The following is an 8,490-nucleotide window of genomic DNA, read 5'->3' as shown; positions in this document are numbered from 1 at the left end:
TCGAAAGCGCGAGCGCGCGCGGCCGTCGCACTGCGGGCAGCGAAATCCATTCGGCCAGCGCCACCGATACAACGCCCGGTAACACGTGGCTTCGGTTCCGTAGCGATCCACGCACTCGGTCAGCGACAATCCCGGCTGAAACTGCACGATGTTGATCCCCATCTCCCACCTCCGTTGCCTTCAGGTGGGGCCATTGTCCAACCGCAGCGTCGCAGATCCTGCAACTACCGGCTGAACGATGGGGCTAATCAGGTTAAGTAATGATGTGTCAGCTGTCGTCGCATGTATGAGGTAATCCCCCCGCCGAGTAGCAGACGTCAGAAGTCGAATTTTCTCGTACTCTGACCGGAGGAGGTTCCATGAAGAAGTCCCGCTTTACCGACAGCCAGATCATCGCCGCGCTCAAGCAGGCCCAGGCAGGCACACCCGTGCCAGCGTTATGCCGCGAGCACGGCATCAGCTCGGCAACGTTCTACAAATGGCGCAGCAAGTTCGGTGGCATGGACGCCTCGTTGATGGCCCAGCTCAAGGAGCTGCAGGATGAGAATCGGCGGTTGAAAAAGATGTACGCCGAGGCCCAGCTCAGTGCCGACCTGCTTAAGGAGGCGATGGCAAAAAAATGGTGAGGCCATCTCAACGCCGGGAGATGACCCGATGGGCGGTGGAAGGCGGGCGAGCCGCGATCCGGCATGCGTGCAGGACCTTCGAAGCGAGCGAGACCTGCTTTCGCTACCAAGCCAAGGTGAACGAAGACAATGCCCGGATCGCCGACTGGCTGATCCGACTGACCACGGCTTACCGCAACTGGGGCTTCGGGCTATGTTTCCTGCACCTGCGCAACGTGAAAGGCTTCGGCTGGAACCACAAGCGCGTGTATCGCATCTACCGCGAGCTGGAATTGAACCTGCGGATCAAGCCGAAGAAGCGGCTGGTGCGGGAGAAGCCCGAGCCACTCTCGGTGCCAGAGACGATCAACCAGGTCTGGTCGATGGACTTCATGCACGACCAACTCAGCGACGGCCGCAGCTTCCGGCTGTTCAATGTACTAGACGACTTCAACCGCCAGGGGCTGGGGATCGAGGTCGACCTGTCGCTGCCGTCGGCACGCGTGATCCGTTCACTGGAGCAGATCATCGAGTGGCGTGGCAAGCTTGGCGCCATTCGCTGCGATAACGGCCCCGAATACATCAGCGGTGCGCTGCTGAACTGGGCGCGCAGCGGCAAGGCATCCAGATCGAGCATATACAGCCTGGCAAGCCCCAGCAAAACGCCTACGTCGAGCGCTACAACCGCACCGTCCGATACGCCTGGCTGGCACGCACCCTGTTCGACAACATCGAACAGGTGCAGAACACAGCCACGCGCTGGCTATTGGTCCTACAACCACGAGCGCCCCAACATGGCGCTTGGCGGCATCACGCCAATGCAGAAATTGGCACTGGCTGCAAAGTATAAGCAACTCAAGAAAGCCGGATCGGTTCAGACTTCTCAAGGAACTGGCGCAAGCGTTTCGCGACTTTAATTATTAAAAATATACATTTTTATAAAATCACTAATAAACAGAAATACCCCCGCACGTTGCAATCCTCCAAATAAAAAGAGTAAATTCGGTCCCGTGCAAATTTTGCACATATCCAACCCGCATTTTTTATAAATAAAAGGATTAATATGAAAGAGTTGAGCGATCAAGAAATCAAGAAAGTTTCCGGGGGCGACTCGGTAGTCACACACTCGCCCAGCCCTTTCCCGACACTACCATCTTCCCAAAATCCTTTACCCACTGGCACCACCATCCCCAACTCCAAAGGGCATAACCCCTTTGGGCAGTAGCTTCGGTCAGATGACAAACCAAACTCAACTCACGCAGCCATGATTTAACCGCCAAGGAAACTGCGAAAAGCCTGGCGTCTCACGCCAGGCTTTACTGATTCACCACATTTGACCGCAGCGAAGCTAGAACTCAGAGGAGTTTATAACTTCGTCGTGCAAACGTCGATTTCAAGTGCCGTAGTCCTTGTTGTTATCGATGAAACGCCAACGTCGCGATAACACCCCGCTCCTGCCCCGGCCGCACGCTCACGCGCCAGCCGTACAGGTCGCAAAGACGGCTCACGATCGACAGACCAATCCCACCGCCTTGCGAGTGGCCGGCGTGGGTGCCGCGGTAGCCGCGCTGGAACAGTTTGGCCGCGTCTTCTTCGCTCAGACCGGGGCCGGAGTCGATGACTTCCACACAGTCGCCACGCACACGCACGCGCACCTGGCCGTCCTGGGTGTACTTGACCGCATTGCCGATCAGGTTGCCCAACGCCACCGACAAGGCGGATTCGGGCGCGTCGATGACCAGATCGCGTTCGCCTTCCAGCAGCAATTCCAGCGGTTTTCCGCCGAGTTGTGCGCGATGCGAATCGATCAGTTGCTCGGCCACCTTGGCGACGTTGCTGCTGCCCTGTCCGCGTTCGTTGCGCGAGAGCAGCAACAACGAGCCGATCAAATCGCTACATTGCTGCTCGGCGCGCTGGATGCGTTGCAGCCGCTGCAGCACCTTTTCGTCCAGGTTGGGTTTGGTAAGCAGCAGTTCGGTCGCGCCGCGGATCACTGCCAATGGGGTGCGCAGTTCATGGCTGACGTCGGCGTTGAACTCGCGGTCGCGCTGCACCACTTCGGTAAGACGCGCCGAGTAGTCGTCGAGTGCTTCGGCGAGCTGGCCGACTTCGTCGTCCGGGAAATGCGCGGCCAGCGGCTTGGGTTCGCTCGTGCCGCCACGATACGCACGCAAGCGCGCAGCCAGGTCCGACACCGGGCGCATGACCTTGGATGCGGACCACCAGCCGATCAACAGCGAGAAGCCGCTGAACACCAACACCGATAGCATCAAGGTGCGCTTGAGCTGGATCTCGCCCTTAAGCGTCTGGGTCATGTCGTACGCCAGGAAAAACCAAACGCTCGGCGTTTTACGTACAGCCAATTTATACGAGTAGGGATTCCCGCTCTCGTCCACACCCGAAACTGTCCGGATGCCATCCTGAAACTGATACCAATCCGGCTGTTCGCGGCGCAGCGCTTCGAACTTGTCGCTTTTGACCACGCGCCCACGCATCTGCTGCACCGGCAGATCGGGATTGCGCAGCGGGTCGGAATAGTAGCGCTGCGCGAAGGCATCGATGTTGCGGTTCATCACATCTTCCACCAACTGGTTTTCCACGCGCGAGCGCGCCCAGTTGGTGGCGAAAGCGAACAGCGTTGTCAGGCAGAAGCCCAACAACACGAACGACAGGATGATGCGGCTGCGCAGACGCCGCCGATAGCGGCCGCGCCTACGCGCCGGCCGCGTCTCGCTCGTACTTTCAGGCATCGGGCGAGGCGATGCGGTAGCCGATGCCGTGGCGGGTCTGGATCATCGGCACATCGAACGGCTTGTCGACCACGGCGCGCAGGCCGTGGATATGCACGCGCAACGAATCCGAATCCGGCAGCTCTTCGCCCCACACGCGGGTTTCCAGTTCCTGGCGGGTGACCACCGCCGGCGAGGCTTCCATCAGCGCCTGCAGGATCTTCAGCGCAGTCGGGTTGAGTTGCAGCAGCTTGCCGCGGCGACGCACTTCCAGCGTATCCAGGTTGTATTCCAGATCACCGGTTTCCAGCACGCGGGTGTGCACGCCCTTGCCACGACGCGACAGCGCGTTGAGGCGCACTTCCACTTCCTGCAGCGCGAACGGCTTGATCAGATAGTCGTCGGCGCCGGAGTCGAAGCCGGCCAGCTTGTTGTCCAGCGAGTCGCGCGCGGTCAGCATCAACACCGGGGTCTGCTTGCGCGCCTCGTTGCGCAGCTTGCGGCAGACCTCGATGCCATCCATGCCAGGCAGGTTGAGGTCGAGCACGATGGCATCGAACTCGTGCACCACGGCAAGGTGGAGGCCGGTCACGCCATCGGCGGCAAAGTCCACCGTGTGGCCCCGGTCTTCGAGGTAATCGCCAAGGTTTGCGGCAATATCGCTGTTATCTTCAATTACTAGAATTCGCACTGGAACCTCGTTCGTTAAGCTGTTTTTAGCGCTGGCGCCGAGAAATTTCGTCTTGACTCTCCGTGGTCTGACGGCGCCGCTGGGCAGCCGTCATACACTGTTTCGTACTCATCTGCGACCCAGTCGCGCGCTCGCGCCGACAAATCAGCCGGCTATCTTCGCGTGCCCTGGTCAAAATTCGGGTGACGAGCTCCTGATCGTTGCGAACGGCCGCCAATTGCTCTGGCTGCAGTGCCTGGAGATCCGGCTGCGTCTGGAATACTGCGTCGATCCGATCAAGCGCAGCGCCCACCTTAGCGCGCTCATCCTGACTGATCTCGGAGTACTTCTCGCCGTCGGCAAGATCGGTACGGACCTGCGCTGCCTGAGGCTGGAACGGCTTGTCCAGATCGAGCACGACGGCCAAGGCATGACCACTCATCAGGCCAGTGGCGAGCAGCAGTCCCGCAACACTCCAACGTTTTGCCATGCGACGCCTCCTTGTGCCAGCTGATTTAACATTTGCGAATGTAGACGCGAACCCAAACAGCGGCAAGCCGTCCATAAAAAGGCCCAAGTGCGACACCGCACTTGGGCCAAAAGTTCATCCCGATCACCGTCACTGCCGAGAGCGGAGCTACGGTCGGAAGAGGCTAGCGAGGCGGCAATTAGATTTGCGTTAATTTTTTGGTAAATTCGTTAGCCGGCCGAGCGGCGGACGGACTGCTCCAGGTGCTGGACAATCGCCCCGGCCACATCCACGCCACACACGCCTTCTACCCCTTCCAGGCCGGGCGTTGAATTGACCTCCAACACCAACGGGCCGCGTTTGGACCGGATCAGGTCCACCCCTGCCACTGCCAGGCCCAGGGCGCGCGCCGAGCGTACTGCGACCTCCTGCTCTTGCTCGGTTGCCTCGGCCACGGCGGCAGTGCCGCCCAGGTGCAGATTGGACCGGAAATCGCCTTCGGCCGCCTGGCGGCGCATCGCCGCCACGACCTTGTCGCCGACCACGAAACAGCGCAGGTCGGCGCCTTCGGCCTCACCGATGAATTCCTGCACGATGAAATTGGCGTACAGCCCGCGCAGCGCTTCGACTACGCCGCGCGAAGCGCTGGCCTTTTCGGTCAGGATCACCCCGGCGCCTTGCGCACCCTCGTTCAACTTCACCACGTGCGGCGGCGGGCCGAGCATGGAGAGCAGGTCCTGGGTGTCGTCGGGGTTGTCGCCGAACACGGTGACCGGCATGTCGATGCCCTGCGCCGCCAACAACTGATGCGCGCGCAGTTTGTCGCGCGAGCGCAGGATGGCGTCCGACGGATTGGGCGTGTAGGTGCCCATGAACTCGAGCTGGCGCAGCACTGCGGTGGCATAGCGGGTGATCGAGGCGCCGATGCGCGGGATCACCGCATCGAAGCCGGTGATCGGCTTGCCCTTGTAGTGCAGGCTGAAGCCGTCGGCGACGATGCGCATGTAGCAACGCAAGGGGTCGAGGATGCGCACGGTGTGACCACGCTTGCGTCCGGCTTCGATCAGCCGCCGTGTCGAGTACAGCTTGCTGTTGCGGGAAAGGATGGCGATTTTCATCGCGGCAGGCACACGGCGCGGCTTGGACATGGGCAGAATCTGGTAACGAAGTGACCCAAGTCCGTGCAGTGCAGGCCCGCGCTATACGCTGCGATCAGGCCGACTGCGACGGTCCCGAGAATGAAAGAGCGAAGGTACCGCGACAAATCCGAACAACGCTGTGGCTGCACGGCCTCAGCCGGATCGATGCTAGCAGGGCGCTGGCGCGTCGCTCAAGCAACGCATGCGCGTAATTGCGCAAAGCATTTCGCGCGTACGCTCGTACCGATCACAACCAGTGGGGGGCCTAGCCCCATTGCTCGCCCATGCCCCCCGCGCATGACCGCGATGTGGCGCGCGTGCTGGCCGGCGCGCGTTTGCGTCGGGGCGCCAAGTAAACGATCCCGACGACCGCCCTCACGCCACACCCGTGTTGCCGTAACGCGTTTTGCACAGCTGTAGACGCAATGCTTGAGGCCCCTCAATGCCGGCGTGCCGGCGCATCCGAGACTCTCCATGCGACGTCCAACAAGCGCGGCCTATGCCAATCCCTCCCGCATCCGTCAGGGACGCCCGTTCCCACGCGGCGCCGTCTTCGATGGCAAGGGCACCAATTTCGCGCTGTTTTCCGCGCATGCCACGCGTGTCGAGCTGTGCCTGTTCGACGAACAGGGCAACGAAACCCGCGTCGACCTGCCGGAGTACACCAACGAAATCTGGCACGGGTATCTGCCCGATGCCAAGCCGGGCCAGCGCTATGGCTATCGCGTACATGGCCCCTATGCGCCAACCGAAGGTCATCGCTTCAATCACAACAAGCTGTTGCTGGATCCGTATGCGCGCGAACTGGAAGGCGACCTGATCTGGTCCGACGAGCTCTACGGCTACACCGTTGGCCACCCCGATGGCGACCTGAGCTTCGACGAGCGCGACAGCGCGCCCTTCATGCCCAAGTGCGTGGTGGTCGAGGACACCTACGATTGGGGAGACGACACACGCCTGCTCAAGCCGTGGAATGAAACGGTCATCTACGAAACCCATGTGCGCGGCTACACGATGCGCAATCCGCAGGTGCCCGAGGCGGTGCGTGGCACGTTCGCCGGCCTGGCCCACCCGCAGGTCCTCCAATACATCAAAGACCTGGGCATCACCACGGTGGAGCTGTTGCCGGTACACGCCTACCTGGACGACCAGCATCTGCTCGACAAGGGGCTGCGCAATTACTGGGGCTACAACACCATCGGCTTTTTCGCGCTGAAGTCGCGCTACCTCGCCAGCGGTCATCGCGACGAGTTCCGCGACATGGTCAAGGCCATGCACAAGCAGGGTCTGGAAGTGATTCTGGACGTGGTCTACAACCACACTGCCGAAGGCAGCGAGCTGGGGCCGACCTTGTCGTTCAAGGGCATCGACAACGCCAGCTATTACCGCCTGGCCGACGACAAGCGCTACTACATCAACGATACCGGCACCGGAAACACGCTGAATCTGAGCAATTCGCGGGTGATCCAGTTCGTCAACGATTCGCTGCGCTACTGGGCCGGCGAAATGCATGTGGATGGCTTCCGCTTCGATCTGGCCACCATTCTTGGCCGGGAGCCGAGCGGCTTCGATCAGCGTGGCGGCTTCCTGGATGCCTGCAACCAGGACCCGCTGCTGTCAGAGGTCAAGCTGATCGCCGAACCGTGGGACTGCGGCCCAGGTGGTTATCAAGTAGGTCACTTCCCGCCGGGTTGGTCGGAGTGGAACGACAAGTTCCGCGACAATGCGCGCGAATTCTGGAAAGGTGAAGACGGCAAGCTGGCGGAGTTCGCGACCCGTTTCACCGGTTCGGCCGATCTATTCGATCGCCGCGGCCGGCGCCCATGGGCATCGGTGAACTTCATCACCGCGCACGATGGCTTCACTTTGCGCGACCTGGTCAGCTACAACGAAAAGCACAACATCGATAACGGCGAGGACAACCGCGACGGTTCGTCGAACGATGGCTCCTGCAACTACGGCGAGGAAGGCGACACCGAGAACGCCGAGGTGCTGCAGATCCGCGAGCGGCAGATGAAGAACCTGCTTGCCACCCTGCTGCTATCGCAAGGCACGCCGATGATGCTGAGCGGCGACGAGCGCGCGCAGACCCAGGGAGGCAATAACAATACCTATTGCCAGGACAACGAAATCACCTGGCCGGATTGGGAAAACGATCCCACAGATGGCCGCCTGACCGAGTTCGTGAAGGCACTGACCCGTCTGCGCAAGCGCTACCCGATCCTGTCGCGGGGCCGCTTCCTCAACGGCCAGTACAACGAAGAAGCCGGCCTGCGCGATCTCACCTGGCTCAATCCGGGCGGCATTGAAATGGACGATGCGCACTGGACCGACCCCGCCGCGCGCTCGGTGGGCTTGTTGCTGGAAGGCAAGGCGCAGACCTCGGGGGTCAAGGAACTGGCCAACGACGACACCTTGCTCATCGTCATCAACGCCTATCACGAGGGCGTGACCTTTACCCTGCCCTCCTCCGATGAGCCGGTGCACTGGAAGCTGGTGCTCTCTACTGACGAAGCACTGGAAGTGGACATGATGCCGGCCGGCGCCAGCGAATTCCTGGCCCCGCCGCGCAGCGTGTCGGTCTTCGAGTGCAAGAGCGACCAGTAAAGCGTCCAAGCACAACGCAATGACGAGCGGCGCTTGCTGCCTACCGGTATCGGATAGGCGGCAAGCGTTTTCGTTTGCGTCGTCGGAATGACGGATTGGTCTTGCATGCGCTACGCGTCTTGCGCGTGACCAGGGTGATGGCACACCCAAGCGAATCTGTTCGACTTCCGACGTCCCCCCGATTTTGAGTAGCACGCCAGTTTGGAGTCCAATTCCCTACCTGAAGGAGATTGGACGTGAAGAAGCGTTTTACCGAGGAACAAATCATTGG

At 60.9% G+C, this 8,490-nt stretch carries 6 protein-coding genes and 1 pseudogene; 2 read left to right on the top strand and 5 right to left on the bottom strand.

The genetic code is table 11. The features are described 5' to 3' along the window. On the bottom strand, positions 1 to 162 hold a 162-nt coding region (locus tag XAXN_RS21940), incomplete at its 3' end, for a transposase (protein ID WP_134984909.1). A 197-nt stretch (positions 163 to 359) separates the two neighbouring features. Between XAXN_RS21940 and XAXN_RS16895 the strand changes: the two are divergent. Beyond that, positions 360 to 1,447: pseudogene (locus tag XAXN_RS16895) on the top strand (IS3 family transposase); the annotation flags it as partial. A gap of 573 nt (positions 1,448 to 2,020) precedes the next feature. On the opposite strand, the gene XAXN_RS16890 reads toward XAXN_RS16895, so the two are convergent. The 4 genes from XAXN_RS16890 to rimK all read right to left on the bottom strand — a co-directional run bounded on the left by XAXN_RS16890 (position 2,021) and on the right by rimK (position 5,591). Then, a complete protein-coding gene (locus XAXN_RS16890) occupies positions 2,021 to 3,355 on the bottom strand; it encodes a sensor histidine kinase (protein ID WP_054320410.1) in 1,335 nt (444 codons plus the stop codon). Continuing rightward, complete coding sequence (locus XAXN_RS16885; protein WP_003490678.1) at positions 3,348 to 4,025, bottom strand: response regulator transcription factor; 678 nt, start codon at positions 4,023 to 4,025, stop codon at positions 3,348 to 3,350. The genes XAXN_RS16890 and XAXN_RS16885 overlap by 8 nt, the downstream gene beginning before the upstream one ends. Before the next feature lie 25 nt (positions 4,026 to 4,050). Next, complete coding sequence (locus tag XAXN_RS16880; protein WP_054320409.1) at positions 4,051 to 4,494, bottom strand: hypothetical protein; 444 nt, start codon at positions 4,492 to 4,494, stop codon at positions 4,051 to 4,053. Between the two features lie 209 nt (positions 4,495 to 4,703). After that, positions 4,704 to 5,591, bottom strand: coding sequence for a 30S ribosomal protein S6--L-glutamate ligase (gene rimK / locus XAXN_RS16875; protein ID WP_054320412.1), 888 nt, complete (start codon positions 5,589 to 5,591; stop codon positions 4,704 to 4,706). A gap of 495 nt (positions 5,592 to 6,086) precedes the next feature. Between rimK and glgX the strand changes: the two genes are divergently transcribed. Further along, on the top strand, positions 6,087 to 8,219 hold the full coding sequence (glgX, locus tag XAXN_RS16870) for a glycogen debranching protein GlgX (RefSeq protein WP_054320408.1): 2,133 nt from the start codon (positions 6,087 to 6,089) through the stop codon (positions 8,217 to 8,219). The last annotated feature ends 271 nt before the right edge of the window (positions 8,220 to 8,490 follow it).

This window comes from Xanthomonas axonopodis (genome assembly GCF_001304695.1).
GTDB classification, from domain to species: Bacteria; Pseudomonadota; Gammaproteobacteria; order Xanthomonadales; family Xanthomonadaceae; genus Xanthomonas; species Xanthomonas axonopodis.
This window is presented reverse-complemented; position numbering and strand designations above follow the sequence as displayed.